Below are 13,793 nucleotides of genomic sequence, written 5' to 3'. Positions count from 1 at the left end.
GGCCTGGCCGGGGCAGGCTGAGAACGTGGAGGAGAGTGCCCGCATGACCGGATCGGCGAGACGGACGAGGTGGATGGGCCGGACGGGTCGGACGGGTCGGACGGGTCGGACCGGGCCGGCGAGGCCAGGGGCGAGGCCGGAGAGCCCGGGGAACCCGGAGAGCCTCACCCGACCCGCCGGCACACCCGCACCCGAGCCGCCCCCCGTCGGTGGGGTGCTGTGGAGCGTCGCCGGGGACATCCGCGGGCTGCTCATGCTGCCCGCCGCCCTCACCCTGCAGGTCGCCCACCCCGCCGTGGGCGCGGGCGTCGACACGTACTCCGTCTTCCGCACCGACCCCTGGGGCCGCGGCGAGCGCTCGCTGCGCTCCGCGCTCCTCTGGGTGTACGGAGGCGAGGCCGCGGCCGAGGAGGGGCGCCGGCTGCGCAAGCTCCACCGGAACATCCAGGGCACCGACGCCCACGGCCGCCGCTACCACGCGCTCACCCCCGCCAACTACGCGTGGGTGCACGCCACCGGCTTCCCCGTCTACCAGCGCGGACTGAGCCTCATGCACCGCCCGCTCACCGAGGCCCAGGAACGGCAGCTCTACGCCGAGTGGCTCCAGGTCGGCCGCATCCTCGGCATCCACGACCGGGACATGCCCCAGACCATCGAGGCGTACTGGCCCTACTACCGGAAGATGCTCGGCGAGCTGGAGGCCACCGTCGTCGTACGCGAGCTGGTCGCCACCGACCAGCCCGTACCGCCGCCCGACCGTGGTCCCCTGCCGCTGCGGCTCCTGCTCAGGGCCTTGTGGCCGGTCGTCCTGCCCCGGCTCGCCCGTTTCCGCTCCTTCGTCACCGTCGGTCTGATGCCGCCGGACGCCCGCGAGGCCATCGGCCTGGAGTGGACCGACGAGCAGGAGCGACGGCTGCGCCGCTTCGGCCGGGTCGTACGCGCCGTGGTGCCCGTGCTCCCCGAGCGGCTGCGCTACCTGCCCCTGGCGAGGAAGGCCCGCCGCGACGCCCGCGACGCCCGAGACGCCCGGGACGCCCGGCACGCCGCCCGCGACACCGCCCGAGACGGCCGGCTCAGCGGAGCAGACCGCCCCGCGCGATGACCTCCGCGTACCAGCGCGCGCTGTCCTTCGGGGTGCGCCGCTGGCTCGCGAAGTCCACGTGGACGATGCCGAACCGCTTGCCGTAGCCGTACGCCCACTCGAAGTTGTCCAGGAGCGACCAGAGGAAATACCCGCGCACGTCGGCGCCGTCGGCGATCGCCCGGTGCGCGGCCGAGAGATGGGCGTCGAGATACGCCACCCGCTCAGGGTCGTGCACCTCGCCCTCCGGGTCGGCGTAGTCGTCGTACGCGGCGCCGTTCTCGGTGATCAGCAGCGGAACCCCGGGCAGCTCGTCGCGCAGCCGGACCAGCAGCTCGTGCAGGCCGGACGCGTCCACCGGCCAGTCCATCGCCGTGCGCGGTCCGGGCGCGGGCTCGAACCGCACCCGCTCCGCCGCGCCCGGCCAGGGAGACGGGGACTCCGAGGTGCCGGCGCCGACGACGGCGGGGGAGTAGTAGTTGACCCCGAGCGAGTCGATCGGCGCGGCGATCCGCTCCAGGTCGCCGTCCCGTACGAAGGACCAGTCCGTGATCCGCTCGGTGTCCGCGATCAGATCGGCCGGCAGACGTCCGTGGAAGACCGGGTCGAGGAAGATCCGGTTGCCGACGGCGTCGATGCGACGGGCCGCGTCCCGGTCCTCCGGCGCGTCCGAGAACGCCCTGATCGCATGGAGATTGAGCGTCAGCGAGAGCTCCGCCGAGGACGGCACGGACGCGCGCAGCACCCGGGTGGCCAGGCCGTGGGCCAGATTGAGGTGGTGGGCGGCGCGCAGGGCGGCCACGTCGTCGGTGTGGCCCGGGGCATGCACCCCGGAGCCGTAGCCCAGGAAGGCCGCACACCAGGGCTCGTTGAGCGTCGTCCAGGTGGTGATCCGGTCGCCGAGCGCCTCGGCGGCGAGGCCCGCGTACTCGGCGAACCGCTCGGCGGTGGCGCGCTCGGGCCAGCCACCCGCGTCCTCCAGCTCCTGCGGCAGATCCCAGTGGTAGAGCGTGGCGACCGGACGGATCCCGGCCTCCAGCAGCTCGTCGCTCAGGGCGCGGTAGAAGTCGAGCCCCTTCTGGACGGCCGGTCCCCGACCCGTCGGCTGGATCCGGGGCCAGGAGAGGGAGAAGCGGTAGTCGGTGAGCCCCAGCTGCCGCATCAGGGCCACGTCCTCGCGCATCCGGTGGTAGTGGTCGGCGGCGATGTCGCCCGTGTCGCCGTTGCGCACCTTGCCCGGCGTACGGCTGAAGGTGTCCCAGATGGACGGGGTGCGGCCGTCCTCGGCGGCGGCACCCTCGATCTGGTAGGCGGCGGTGGCCGCGCCCCAGCGGAAGCCGTCAGGGAAGAGAGCGTTCATGGACGGAGAACTCCTGTGAGAGGAAGGGGGATACGGGTCGGCTCCGGACTCGGGACGGTCAGCCCTTGACGGCGCCCTGCATGATGCCGCCCACGATCTGCCGGCCCAGCAGGCCGAAGACGAGCAGCACGGGCAGGGTGCCGAGCAGCGTGCCCGCCATGATCACGGACTGGTCGTGGACATAGCCGCCGCCGAGCTGGCGCAGCGCGACCTGCACGGTCGGCTCCTGCGAGGACAGGGCGACGATCGGCCAGAAGAAGTCGTTCCAGGCGGCCATGAAGGTGAGCAGCCCGAGCACCGCCATCCCGGGCCGGGCGACGGGCACCACGATCGACCAGAAGATCCGGGCGGAGGAGGCACCGTCGACCCGGGCCGCCTCGATCAGCTCGTCCGGCAGCGACTGCACCAGGAACTGGCGCATGAAGAAGACCCCGAAGGCCGAGACCAGGCCGGGCAGGATCACCGACTGCAGCTGGTTCACCCAGCCCAGTTCGGCGATCAGCATGAAGAGCGGGATCACCCCGAGCTGCGGCGGGATCATCATCGTGCCGACCGTGAGGGCGAGCAGCGCGCCCCGGCCGCGGAAGCGCAGCTTGGCGAAGGCGAACCCGGCGAGCGTGCAGCACAGCACCGTGCCGACCGTGATGGAGCCGGAGACCACGAGGGAGTTGAGGAGCGCCGTGCCGATGTCGGCCTCCTCCATGACCGCCTCGAAGTTCCGGAAGAGGTTCGGGCCCGGCAGCAGCGTCGGCGGCACCTGCGCCAGGTCGGCGTTGGAGCGGCTCGCGGCGACGATCGTCCAGTAGAAGGGGAAGGCGGAGACGAGAACGGCGAGGACCAGGACCGTGTACGTGACCCGGCCCCCGCGACCCGTACGGCGGGCGACACGCGTGGTCATGCCCGGCCCTCCTTCCGTGAACGGCGGCGCAGGATCAGGGCGTTGGCCCCGACCACGACGAGAATGAGCAGGAACATCAGCCAGGCGATGGCCGCGGCCCGGCCCAGGTGGAAGAAGCCCCAGCCCTGCTCGTACAGATAGAGCCCGAGGGTCTGGTACTGGTGCGAGATCCCGCCCGAGACCGAGCCCTCGAAGAGCAGCGGCTCACCGAAGAGCTGCGTGGCGCCGATGGTGGAGACGACGGCGGTGAAGACGATCGTGGGGCGCAGGCCGGGCAGCGTGACATGGAAGAACTGGCGCCAGTGGGAGGCACCGTCCATCTCCGCCGCCTCGTACAGCTCGACGGGTATGGACTGCATCCCCGCGAGATAGATCAGGGCGTTGTAGCCCGTCCAGCGCCACACGACGATCGAGGAGACGGCGATCTGCGAGGCGAGCGTGCCGTTCTGCCAGTCGACGGGATCGAGACCGACCAGGGAGAGCGCGTAGTTGACGAGCCCGAAGTCCCGGCCGAAGAGCTGGGCGAACACGAGCGTGGCGGCGGCCACGGACGTCGCGTACGGCAGCAGCATCGCCGTACGGAAGAACGTCCGGCCGCGCAGCTTGTAGTTGAGCAGATGTGCGAGCCCGAGAGCCATCGCGAGCTGAGGGACGGTGGACAGGACCCCGATGGTGAACGTGTTGCGCAGCGCGGTCCAGAAGAACTCGTCGGTGAGGAGCGCCGCGTAGTTTCCGAGGCCGCGCCACTCCATGTCGCCGGGGGTCTGCAGCTCGACGCGGTAGAGCGAGACGAAGGCCGTGTAGAGCAGGGGGAAGAGGCCGAAGGCCGCGAAGAGGGTGAAGAAGGGGGCGAGATACGCGTACGGGACGAGCGCCGCCCACTTGCGGCGGCGCGCGGGGCCGGTGGACCGGGCCGACGACGGCGGGACGGGCGCCGTCGTCGGCCCGGAGGCGGTGAGGGTCACGGTGCGGCCCTTCGGATCGAGGGGGTGCGGACGGGGCGGGGCGGGGCGGCCGGTGCGGACGGGGCCGGGTGCGAGGGCCGCATGGGTACGGCGCCGCCTGCGGGTGCCGGGTGCGCGGGGGCCGGGTGCGCGGGGGCCGGGTGCCGGCCCCCGCGCGGGCTCAGCCGATGGCGTTCTCGACGCCCTTCCGCGCGTTCGACCACGCCTTCTCCGGCGAGGTGCCCTTGCGCTCCACCTCGCTCAGCGCGTTGGTGATCTGGTCGGCGACGTTCTTGTCGTGGATCCCGAGCACCTGCACCGGAGCCGCCTTGGCCGCGTCACCGAAGATCTGGCCGATCGGCGCGCCGGAGAAGTACGGGTCCGTCGCCGTCGCGACCTGGGAGATGGCGCCGGTCGAGGAGGGGAAGTTCCCCTGCTTCCTGAAGAGCGTGGCCTGCTGCTCGGGGGCGGTGAGCCACTTGATCAGCTCGTACGCCTCCTTCTTGTGCTTCGCCGCACGCGGGACGGACAGATACGAGCCGCCCCAGTTCCCGGCGCCGCCGGGCAGCTTGGCGATGTCCCACGTGCCCTTGCCGGCGTCACCGGCCTGGCCCTTGATGTAGCCGAGCATCCACGCGGGGCACGGGAGCGTCGCGAAGGAACCGGTGGAGAAGGCCTGGTTCCACTGCGGCGACCACTGGTCGAGCTTGGCGCTCAGGCCCTCCTGGGCCGCCTTCGCCGAGGTCTCCCAGGCGGTCTTCACCGCCGGGCTGTCCGCGTAGATCAGGGTCCCCGAGGCGTCGTAGAACCGCTCCTTCTCCTGGCCGATCATGACCGTGAAGAGGCTGCCGACGCTGTCCAGCCAGGCGCTCTTGGCCGGGGCCTTGGCCTTGTACTGCCGGCCCAGCTCCAGATAGCCGTCCCAGGTGGACCACTTCCGCGCCAGCTCCGTGCGGTCGGTGGGCAGACCGGCCTGCTTGAACAGGTCGGTGCGGTAGCACATGGCCTCCGGGCCCACGTCCGTGCCGAGACCGAGGACCTTGCCGTCCTTGGTGGTCGCGGCCGACCACTTGGCGTCGGCGAACTCGCTCTTCAGCCCGGCCGCGCCGTACTTCGTCAGGTCCTCGAACTTGTCCGCCTGCTGCTGGGTCACGGACGCGATCCGGCCGACCTCGATGCCCTGGACGTCGGCGAGCCCGCCCCCGCCGGCCAGCCGGGTCTGGAGCGACTTCCAGTAGTCCTGCTCGTCCTCGGTGTCGGTCTGCTTGATGGTGACGTTCGGGTGGAGCTTCTCGTACGCGGCGTAGAGCCCGGCCTCCTTGTAGCCGAACGAGCCGAAGAGGTCGACGGTGATCGTGACCTTTCCGCCCGCGCTGTCGGAGGCGCTGTCGGATCCACCGGATCCGCAGGCGGCGAGGAGTGCCCCGGTGAGGACCACCGCACCGAGGCGGACGGCGGTCGTTCTGGCGGCTCGGGCAGTGGGCATGGGAAGCCTCCGGTTTGAGAGCGCTCTCAAGAATGCGTCAGGAGCGTGCCTCCCGGTCGAGGTTCCCGTCAAGAGTCGAACGCGAAACAGCTGGATACGGGGCCGAAGTTGCGCCCCTGCTTCAGGAGCCTTACGCGGGCTCCGGGGCAGGGCCACGGGAGCCGGACCGGGCTCCGGCTCCGGCTCCGGCTCCGGGCTCCGGACACCGCGCGTCGTCAGGCCGAGGCGCGGCGGACCAGCTCGGTGCCGGTGATCACCGGTTCGGCGCCTTCGCCGTCGAGGGTGCGCATGAGGAGCCGTACCATCAACCGGCCCATGCCCTCGATGTCCTGACGGACCGTCGTGAGCGGGGGATCGGTCGCTTCGGCCACCGGCAGCATGTCGTCGAAGCCGACGAGCGCCACGTCCTCGGGCACCCGCCGGCCGTGCTCGCGCAGCACGCCCAGCGCGCCCGAGGCCATCAGGTCGTTGGCGGCGAACACGGCGTCCAGATCGGGGCGGCGGCGCAGGAGTTCGGCCATCGCCCGCGCCCCGCTCTCCTGCGTGAACGCGCCCTCGGCCACCAGGTCGGGCCCGGCGTCCGGCAGTTCGTCCCGGTAGCCGTCGAGCCGGTCGAGCGCGGATGTCTGGTCGCGCGGCCCCGTGATGTGCGCGATGTTCCGGCGGCCGAGCGAGCGCAGATGGCGCACGGCGGCGCGGGCGCCGCCGCGGTTGTCGCAGTCGACGTACGGGACCGGCGGCTCGCCCTGGGGGCCCGTCCACCCCGGGCGGCCGCCGAAGACCGTGGGCACCTGGACGCGCCGTACGATCTCGGGCAGCTGGTCGTCGTTGTGGAGCGAGAAAGCCAGGGCCCCGTCGACATGGCCGCCCCCGAGATAGCGGGCGATCCGCTCGTGATCGCCCGGCCCCTCCACCCAGAGCAGCACCAACTGGGCGTCGTGCGCCGTGAGTTCGCGGCTGATCCCGCGCACCTGCTGCTCGAAGAACGGGTCGGAGAAGATCCGGAACTCGGGCTCGGCGATGATCACGGCGACGGCGCCGTTGCGCCGCGTCACCAGCGTCCGCGCGGCGTGGTTGGGGATGTAACCGAGCTCCTCGACGGCCTTGCGCACCTTCTCCGCCAGGGCCTCGCGCACCCCGGCCCCGCCGTTGACGACACGGGACACCGTCGCCCGGGACACCCCGGCGCGCGCGGCGACGGCTTCCAGGGTCGGGCGCGTCCCGGTCGTCGACTCGCTCAAGGCTGGCTCCCCACGGACACGGTGACACGACGGTGCTGACAGCGTCGAGGGTAACCGGTGGCGCGATCGGCGGGACCGTCCCGGGAAAGCGCTCTCCCGTCCGTCCTCGCCGCTCAGCGCGCCGGTCGCAGCACGTCGACGTCCCGCAGCGCGCGGTGGCGGTGATGGGCCTCGGCGATCTTCGCGAGAGCGGGGCGGCCGAGATCCCGGTAGGCCACGGCCAGGAGTTCGCGCGCGTACTCCTCGTGCTCCGCCCGGCCGTACGAGGCGCGGTGCAGGTCCCGCCCGAGCACCAGCGCCTCCGCCGGATCGCCCGCCGCGGCCCGCCGAAGGGCCTCGTCGCGGGCTGCCCGTACGGCCTGCGCGTCGTCGAAGAGCTCTTCCATGAACGTGGCGAAGCGGTACGCGCCGGCGGCGCCCAGCGGGGGACGGTCCAGCGCCGTGGCCCCGGAGACCAGGGCGCCCGCACCGTCCAGGGTCGTGATCCGGTCGGTGTCGACGGCCGGGCGCGGGTACGCGTACGCCTGGGACCAGGCGAGCCCCGTCTCCGTACGCTCGCCGGTCTCGATCCTGGTCAGGGCATCGCGCAGCCGCCCCAGGTCCACGCGCCGCTCGGCCTCGTACGCGTCCCCGTCGGCCGCGTAGTCCGCGAGGTCACGCTCCGCTGCCTCGATCCGCGCCCGGACGGCCTCCAGCGGGGTGCGGTGGCGCCGCTCGATCTCACCACCGTCGTGGGAGTGGTACGACGCCACGCCGTCGCAGGTGCGCCCGTCGTCGGACCAGAGCCCGAAGTGGAGCCCGTCGGAACCGCCGTGCAGAAAGGTCAGGAACTCCGGCGGGTCGCGGTAGTACCGCCCGTGCACCCGGATGTCGAGACCCTCACGGGGACGCGCCGAAGGATCCGCGAAGAGGTCCATGACGCCGTACGGCGCGAGATCCAGGTCGCGCAGCGCCCGCTGCTCGGCGGGGCCGAGCACGGCCAGGAAGTCCAGGAACCGGAAGAAGGAGCCGGGCAGTTCGAGCCCCCACTCGGCGCCGATCCGCTGGGCTACGGCCTCCCGCACCGCCGGGTCTCCGTACCGCTCCGTCTCCGCCGCCACTGCCACCGTCCACCCCCGCCGTCCGGATCCGTACAGCGGGCGAGCCTACCCATGGCCCACGGCCCACGGTCCACGGTCCACGGGCGGGCGTGCCCCGCCACCGCCCCTCGGACGGTGGCGGGGCCTACCCGCGGTCTCAGTGCTCGTCGTGACCCCCGTGTTCGTGGATCGTGTTCGTCTCCGCGATCTTCTTCCACGACCTCGGCTGCACCGGCACCGGCACCGGCACCGACTCCGACTCAGGGGTGGCGGCCGCCGACCTCGCGGCCACCCCCGCCTCCGCGGCGGCCGGGACGGCCGGCTTCACCGGCTGGTAGAGCCAGGTGTCGAAGAGCGCGGCGAGCGGCTTGCCCGAGACCCGCTCCGCGTACGCCACGAAGTCGCCGACCTGTGCATTGCCGTACGCGAACTCCGTCGGCCAGCCCTTCAGGACGGCGAAGAAGTCCTCGTCGCCGATCTCGTTGCGCAGCGCCTGGAGCGCCAGCGCGCCCCGGTCGTACACGGCGATGTGGAACTGGTTGTCCGGGCCCGGGTCGCCGGGCTTGACCGTCCAGAACGGGTCCTCGGCGGCGCGGGTGGCGTACACATAGTCCGCGAGCTCCTGGGCCGTGCCCTCGCCCTCCTTCTCCGACCACAGCCACTGGCTGTAGCGGGCGAAGCCCTCGTTGACCCAGATGTCCTTCCAGTTGTCGACCGAGACGCTGTCGCCGTACCACTGGTGCGCCAGCTCGTGGACGACCACCGACACGTTCGCCCCGTTGTTGAACTGCCGCGGGCTGTAGAACGGCCGGGTCTGCGTCTCCAGCGCGTACCCGCTGGTCACGTTGGGGACGTAGCCGCCCAGCGCGTTGAACGGATACGGCCCGAAGACACCCTCCAGCCACTCCGCGACCTCGGCCGTGCGCTCGATCGAGGCCCGCGCCGCGCCCGCGTTGTCGCCGAGATCCTTGCTGTACGCGTTGAGGACCGGAAGGCCGTTCGCCGTCGTGCCGGTGGTGATGTCGAACTTTCCGACCGCGAGCGTGGCCAGATACGTCGCCTGGGGCTTGTTGGAACGCCAGTTGTAGCGGGTCCAGCCGAGCCGCGAGGACTGCGACTGCAGCACGCCGTTGCTGATCGCCTGCGTCCCGTCCGGCACGGAGACGGAGACGTCGAACGTGGCCTTGTCCAAGGGGTGGTCGTTGGACGGGAACCACCAGGCGGCCGAGTCCGGCTCCTGGGCGGCGACACCGCCGTCCGGCGTACGGTGCCAGGCGGTCCAGCCGCCGATCCTCACCTCGGAGGGCTTGCCCGCGTACCGCACGACGACCGAGACCGTACGGCCCTTCTCCAGCGGGACGGCCGGCGTGATCTCCAGCTCCTGCTCGCCCGACGTGGTGAACGCCGCCTTCCTGCCGTTCACCCGCACCTCGCCGGCCTTCAGCCCGAGGTCGAGGTTGAAGCGCGAGAGGTTCTGCGTGGTGGTGGCGAGGATCGTCGCCGTACCCTCCAGGACGTCCGTGGCCGGCTGGTACTTCAGCCGCAGGTCGTAGTGGGAGACGTCGTATCCGCCGTTTCCGCTGGCCGGGTAGTACGGATCTCCGATGCCCGGGGCGCCCGGAACGTAGTCGGCCGCTGATGCCGGGATCGCCAGCAGGACGGAGGCCGCGAGAGCGCTCGGAACGAGGAATCTGCGGTGCACAGGGGCTCCAAACGTGAAGAAGCGTCAGACGCACGGGTGGTCGTCGGTCCGTGGCGACACTATTCAGGCCCCCGGCGCACCGTCATGTCCATGGGCCCTCCCGTCACACGATCGCCATTCGGCCGTCATGAACCATCCGGCCCCCGACTGCACTCTTTTGCTCGGGAGTTGACCGGGGTACGTTCCGCCCCATGCCGATACCTGTGCGGAGAACCCGCAGAGTCCGTCTGTCGTGCAGAACCCTGGTGGCGGCCGCCACGGCCGCCCTGATGACCGCGCTCGTCTCGCCCACCGGCGCCCGAGCGGACGCCGGGCCAGGGGAGTCGCAGCCCGTCCACTCCTACGCCGACGCGATCCGCGAGTCCGTCTGGGTGGACACCGGACTCGACGGCGACGGCGACGGCCGCACCGACCGGGTCGCCGTCGACATCGTCCGGCCGCGCGAGAGCGCCGCCGCCGGCCGGAAGATCCCGGTCATCATGGACGCAAGCCCCTATTACGCCTGCTGCGGGCGGGGCAACGAAGGCCAGAAGAAGACCTATGACGCCGCCGGGAACCCCGTCCAGTTCCCGCTCTTCTACGACAACTACTTCGTCCCGCGCGGCTACGCGTTCGTCGCCGTCGACCTCGCCGGCACCAGCCGCTCCGACGGCTGCGACGACGTGGGCGGCCGCTCCGACGTCCAGTCCGCCAAGGCCGTCGTCGACTGGCTGAACGGCCGGGCGCGCGGCTGGACCACCCGTACCGGATCCGAACGGGCCCGGGCCACCACCTGGTCCACCGGCAAGGTCGGCATGATCGGCAAGAGCTGGGACGGCACCGTCGCCAACGGCGTGGCCGCCACCGGGGTCGACGGTCTTGAGACGATCGTGCCGATCGGCGCGATCTCCTCCTGGTACGACTACTTCCACTCCCAGGGCGCCCCGCTCTACGACGCCAACCCCACCTGGCTCTCCAGCTATGTCAACAGCCCCGAGGCGAAGGCCCGTTGCGGCGCCGTCCAGGAGCGCATCAGGGCCACCACCCCGTACAGCGGCGACTGGACCCCTGCCTGGAGCGAGCGGAACCACGTGCCGGACGCCGGGAAGGTGAAGGCCAGCGTCTTCGTCGTGCACGGGCAGCAGGACCTCAACGTCCGCGCCAACCAGTTCGGCCAGTGGTGGGACGCTCCCCTTACTGACGTAGGGGGAACCCCAGCCGCCCAGGGCGTCGAGCGCAAGATCTGGCTCTCCCAGACCGGCCACGTCGACCCCTTCGACTTCCGGCGCGCCGACTGGGTCCGCACCCTGCACCGCTGGTTCGACCACTACCTGCTCGGCTACGACAACGGCATCGACCGTGAGCCGATGGCCGACATCGAGCGTGCCCCGGACCGCTGGACCACCGACCGGGTCTGGCCGCCGACCACCACCGAGCCCACCACCCTGCGGCCCGGCACGGGTGCCGCGCCCGGCGTCGGCACTCTCGGCCGCGCCCCCGCCGCACCCGGCGCCACGGAGACCTTCACCGACGACCCGGGCCTGGGCGAGACCGACTGGGCCGCGCGGATCGACGAGACGACACCCGCCAAGGCCGGGTTCGTCACCCGGCCGCTCACCCGTGACCTGCGGATCTCCGGATCCTCCCGGGTGACCGTGACCGCCACCTCGACAACCGCGACGGCGCATCTGACCGCCGTACTCGTCGACCTCGGGCCGGACACCATCCGGGACTACGCGGCAGCCGGCGAGGGCATCACCACCCTCACCGAGCGGAGCTGCTGGGGCGCGAGCACGAGCGGCGACAGCGCCTGCTTCAAGGAGACCAAGGCCCGCACGGCGGACGTCGACTACACCGTCGTCAGCCGCGGCTGGGCGGATCTCGGGACCTGGGCCGACCCGAGGAAGGGCCGGCCGCTGACCCCCGGCACGGCGTACACGATCACGCTGAAGCTGGCCGCCACCGACCATGTCGTGCCGGCCGGCCACCGGCTCGCGCTGATCGTCGGCGGCACGGACAAGGATCTCCTCGATCCTCCGTCGACCAGGCCGACGATCACCCTCGACCTGGCCCGTACGTCGGCGCGGCTTGCCCTGGTCGGCGGGGCCGATGCCTTCGTACGGGCGACGACCGGCCCGGGCGTGGCGCGCCCGGCGGCGCCGACGGGACAGACTCTCACGGGCGTCGGGCAGCCGCGCTCGGACCACCCGATCCCCGGGAGCCTTCGATGACGCGTACACCCGGCCGCCCCTCCCGGCGCACGCTCGCCCTCGTGGCGGGCGTCGCCGCCCTCGGCCTGCCGCTGGTCGCCGTCCCCGCCGAGGCCGCCGACAGCGCGGCCTCGGCGCCGCCCCCGCGGACGGGCTTCGAGCGGAGCCACGGCGCCCACTGGACGACGGAGGCGGAGGAGACGGCCTTCCTGGCCGCCGTCGACCGGGGCAGCGACCGGGTCGCGGTACGCACCATCGGCACGACGAGGCAGGGCCGGCCGCTCCGCCTCGCCACGGTGGGCCCGGGGACCGCCGCCACCACCGTGCTGCTCGTCTGCAGCCAGCACGGTGACGAGCCGTCGGGCCGCGAGGCCTGCCTGACCACCGTGCGGGACCTGGCGTACGCCCGGGACCAGGACACGCTCCGCTTCCTCTCCCGTACCACCGTCCTCGTCGTTCCCTCCGCCAACCCGGACGGGCGGGAGGCCGACACCCGGGGCAACGGCGAGGGCGTCGACGTCAACCGCGACCACATCGCCCTGAAGACCGCCGAGGGCCGCGCGCTGGCCGGGCTCATCCGCGACCGGCGCCCGGACGTGGTCTACGACCTGCACGAGTACGGCGGGACCTCGCCGCACTACGACAAGGACCTGCTCGCGCTCTGGCCCCGCAACCTCAACACCGACGCCCGGGTCCACGACGAGGCCCACACCCTGTCGGAGTCCTACGTCCGGCCGGCCGCGGGCGCCGCCGGCTTCAGCAGCGGCATCTACGGCATCTGGACCGACCCCCTCACAGGGAAGCCCGTCAGGCAGGTCGCCGGCGACGGCCAGGAGCGGATCCTGCGCAACACGGCCGGCGTCAAGCACTCCGTCGGCCTGCTCGTCGAGACCCGCGTCGAGGCATTGACCGACGCCGACAAGGACGACGAGGCCCGCAACCAGCGACGCCGCGTGACCTCCCAACTCACCGCGCTGCGAGGTCTTTTCGCCTACGTCGACGAGCGGCGCGGGCAGCTCGCGGCGGCCACGGCCCTCGCCCGCCGCACCGGCTTCGCCGACCGCGGTCCGGTCCTGCTCGGCGGCGCCGACAACGACCCGGCCGAGCCCGCGGAGATCATCCAGGACCCGCCCTGCGGCTACCGCCTGGACGCCGCGCAGTACGCCGAGTTCGGCGACGAGCTGGCCCTGCACGGGATCACGGTCCGGCCGGACGGCGACGGGGTCTTCGTCCCTCTGCGGCAGTCCCAGCGCGCGCTCGTCACGCTGCTGCTCGACGCCAGGGCGGCCTATCGGCTCACCACCGGCCGGCCCGTGGAGGTCTGCTGACCTCCGCCACCGGCACGTCGGGTGCGAGGCGTTGATCGTTCTGGGTTAGGGTTACCGGCCGGTACTGACCATACCCGTGAACGGGCCCCCACGGCTCGGAAGTTGGAGACACCATGATGTACGCGACGCCTCTGCGCCGCACCCTGACCGCCCTCACCGCCACGACGCTGCTGGCCGGGGGCCTGCTGTTCGGGCAGACGGTGACCGCCACGCCCGCCAGCGCGGCCGGCGGCACCAAGATCGTCTGCGAGATCGACAAGATGCGCCGGCAGTCGGCCGATCTCCGCGCGAAGGCCAACAAGCTGCAGCGCCTCGGCGCCACGGCCGAGGCCCGCAAGGCCCGCGCGCAGGCCGACGCGATCGACCGCCGGATCCGCAACTGCATCGACGCGGACAACTCGCACAAGCCCTGGAACTGACCTCCCCCACGGTCGGGCTTCCGCCGGACTCCGGCCCGATCCGCGGATCGGGCCGGAGCCCCGGCT

Annotated in this window: 11 protein-coding genes; 4 read left to right on the top strand and 7 right to left on the bottom strand. The window is 72.3% G+C overall.

Annotated features, from left to right (window positions below):
- Nucleotides 1–73 precede the first annotated feature (73 nt).
- The gene (locus FDM97_RS22165; RefSeq protein WP_137992252.1) at nucleotides 74–1,102 is read left to right on the top strand and encodes an oxygenase MpaB family protein; all 1,029 of its coding nucleotides are present in this window, start codon (nucleotides 74–76) and stop codon (nucleotides 1,100–1,102) included.
- Here FDM97_RS22165 and FDM97_RS22160 read toward each other — a convergent pair.
- The 7 genes from FDM97_RS22160 to FDM97_RS22130 form a co-directional block, all read right to left on the bottom strand.
- Nucleotides 1,074–2,441 (bottom strand): GH1 family beta-glucosidase, encoded by a 1,368-nt coding sequence (locus FDM97_RS22160; protein ID WP_137992251.1) that lies wholly within the window; start codon nucleotides 2,439–2,441, stop codon nucleotides 1,074–1,076. The two genes, FDM97_RS22165 and FDM97_RS22160, sit on opposite strands and share 29 nt — an antisense overlap.
- A 58-nt stretch (nucleotides 2,442–2,499) precedes the next feature.
- Nucleotides 2,500–3,339 carry a carbohydrate ABC transporter permease gene (locus tag FDM97_RS22155; RefSeq protein WP_137992250.1) on the bottom strand — a complete coding sequence of 280 codons (840 nt, stop codon included), beginning with the start codon at nucleotides 3,337–3,339 and terminating at the stop codon, nucleotides 2,500–2,502.
- Entirely contained in the window at nucleotides 3,336–4,304 is a 969-nt protein-coding gene (locus tag FDM97_RS22150) for a carbohydrate ABC transporter permease (RefSeq protein WP_137992249.1), read from the bottom strand. Before FDM97_RS22150 ends, FDM97_RS22155 begins: the two co-directional genes overlap by 4 nt.
- A 160-nt stretch (nucleotides 4,305–4,464) precedes the next feature.
- Entirely contained in the window at nucleotides 4,465–5,769 is a 1,305-nt protein-coding gene (locus tag FDM97_RS22145; protein ID WP_137992248.1) for an ABC transporter substrate-binding protein, read from the bottom strand.
- Nucleotides 5,770–5,984: 215 nt separating this feature from the next.
- The gene (locus tag FDM97_RS22140) at nucleotides 5,985–7,010 is read right to left on the bottom strand and encodes a LacI family DNA-binding transcriptional regulator (RefSeq protein ID WP_137992247.1); all 1,026 of its coding nucleotides are present in this window, start codon (nucleotides 7,008–7,010) and stop codon (nucleotides 5,985–5,987) included.
- Between the two features lie 113 nt (nucleotides 7,011–7,123).
- A complete protein-coding gene (locus FDM97_RS22135) occupies nucleotides 7,124–8,110 on the bottom strand; it encodes an ADP-ribosylation family protein (RefSeq protein ID WP_137992246.1) in 987 nt (328 codons plus the stop codon).
- Nucleotides 8,111–8,246: 136 nt separating this feature from the next.
- Entirely contained in the window at nucleotides 8,247–9,791 is a 1,545-nt protein-coding gene (locus tag FDM97_RS22130; protein ID WP_137992245.1) for a M1 family metallopeptidase, read from the bottom strand.
- A 191-nt stretch (nucleotides 9,792–9,982) separates the two neighbouring features.
- Between FDM97_RS22130 and FDM97_RS22125 the strand changes: the two genes are divergently transcribed.
- From FDM97_RS22125 to FDM97_RS22115, 3 genes are all read left to right on the top strand, one after another.
- On the top strand, nucleotides 9,983–12,001 hold the full coding sequence (locus tag FDM97_RS22125) for a Xaa-Pro dipeptidyl-peptidase (RefSeq protein WP_137992244.1): 2,019 nt from the start codon (nucleotides 9,983–9,985) through the stop codon (nucleotides 11,999–12,001).
- The gene (locus FDM97_RS22120; protein WP_137992243.1) at nucleotides 11,998–13,308 is read left to right on the top strand and encodes a M14 family metallopeptidase; all 1,311 of its coding nucleotides are present in this window, start codon (nucleotides 11,998–12,000) and stop codon (nucleotides 13,306–13,308) included. The genes FDM97_RS22125 and FDM97_RS22120 overlap by 4 nt, the downstream gene beginning before the upstream one ends.
- A gap of 113 nt (nucleotides 13,309–13,421) precedes the next feature.
- Nucleotides 13,422–13,727 (top strand): hypothetical protein, encoded by a 306-nt coding sequence (locus FDM97_RS22115; protein WP_137992242.1) that lies wholly within the window; start codon nucleotides 13,422–13,424, stop codon nucleotides 13,725–13,727.
- Nucleotides 13,728–13,793 lie beyond the last annotated feature (66 nt).

The organism is Streptomyces vilmorinianum (assembly GCF_005517195.1).
In the GTDB taxonomy this organism is placed as follows: Bacteria; Actinomycetota; Actinomycetes; order Streptomycetales; family Streptomycetaceae; genus Streptomyces; species Streptomyces vilmorinianum.
Note: the sequence above shows the minus strand (reverse complement) of the source record. Positions and strands in the feature narration are given on the sequence as shown.

Bases quoted from the DNA above. Each gene is read 5' to 3' on its own strand.
- FDM97_RS22165 (WP_137992252.1), top strand. From the start codon at position 74: ATGGGCCGGACGGGTCGGACGGGTCGGACGGGTCGGACCGGGCCGGCG.
- FDM97_RS22160 (WP_137992251.1), bottom strand. From the start codon at position 2,441: ATGAACGCTCTCTTCCCTGACGGCTTCCGCTGGGGCGCGGCCACCGCC.
- FDM97_RS22155 (WP_137992250.1), bottom strand. From the start codon at position 3,339: ATGACCACGCGTGTCGCCCGCCGTACGGGTCGCGGGGGCCGGGTCACG.
- FDM97_RS22145 (WP_137992248.1), bottom strand. From the start codon at position 5,769: ATGCCCACTGCCCGAGCCGCCAGAACGACCGCCGTCCGCCTCGGTGCG.
- FDM97_RS22125 (WP_137992244.1), top strand. From the start codon at position 9,983: ATGCCGATACCTGTGCGGAGAACCCGCAGAGTCCGTCTGTCGTGCAGA.
- FDM97_RS22120 (WP_137992243.1), top strand. From the start codon at position 11,998: ATGACGCGTACACCCGGCCGCCCCTCCCGGCGCACGCTCGCCCTCGTG.
- FDM97_RS22115 (WP_137992242.1), top strand. From the start codon at position 13,422: ATGATGTACGCGACGCCTCTGCGCCGCACCCTGACCGCCCTCACCGCC.